Source organism: Xanthovirga aplysinae (assembly GCF_009711365.1).
Classification (GTDB): domain Bacteria; phylum Bacteroidota; class Bacteroidia; order Cytophagales; family Cyclobacteriaceae; genus Xanthovirga; species Xanthovirga aplysinae.
In genome coordinates this window covers 1-461 of the sequence record NZ_SMMB01000139.1, presented here as the reverse complement: position 1 = coordinate 461, position 461 = coordinate 1, and the positions used below count along the sequence as shown (strand labels likewise).

General features: G+C 37.7%; 1 protein-coding gene. It reads left to right on the top strand.

The annotated features are described in order from the left end of the window. Nucleotides 1-211 (top strand): hypothetical protein (locus E1171_RS00225; protein ID WP_222931275.1); only part of this gene is annotated, 211 nt, incomplete at its 5' end. Nucleotides 212-461 lie beyond the last annotated feature (250 nt).

The following is a 461-nucleotide window of genomic DNA, read 5'->3' as shown; positions in this document are numbered from 1 at the left end:
TGCCGAAATTATTCAAAATGGTGCTATGGGCCCTAGTCGTTCCAATGAGGCTTTTATTTTACAGACAGGCAATAAGCATGAGGCCAGCATTATTCAAACCGATGGAAGAAATAACCGAGCAGCTATCTTTATGCTAGGGGGTAGTGGAAATTCAGCCATGATTAACCAAAGTGGGTTGAGTAATACGAGCTTAATAAAAATTGTCCATTAGGAAAGAAAGGGGGGAATCCCCCTTCTTTGAATCTCTGTTTTGCCCCATAGTCATGATTATATCTAAACTTATTTAATGCTGCTTGCTAAAACTGAGAGTCCTAATTAATCCCCCTTTGAAGGGGGGGTAAGGTTGAAGTTTTCCTTACCCTATTGAGGTGAAAATCATATCAAAAATTTCGTCCTACAATTTAAGCTCTTAGTCGACATTTTTATTACATTGATCGAAATCAAATTTTTTGTGTAAGGTT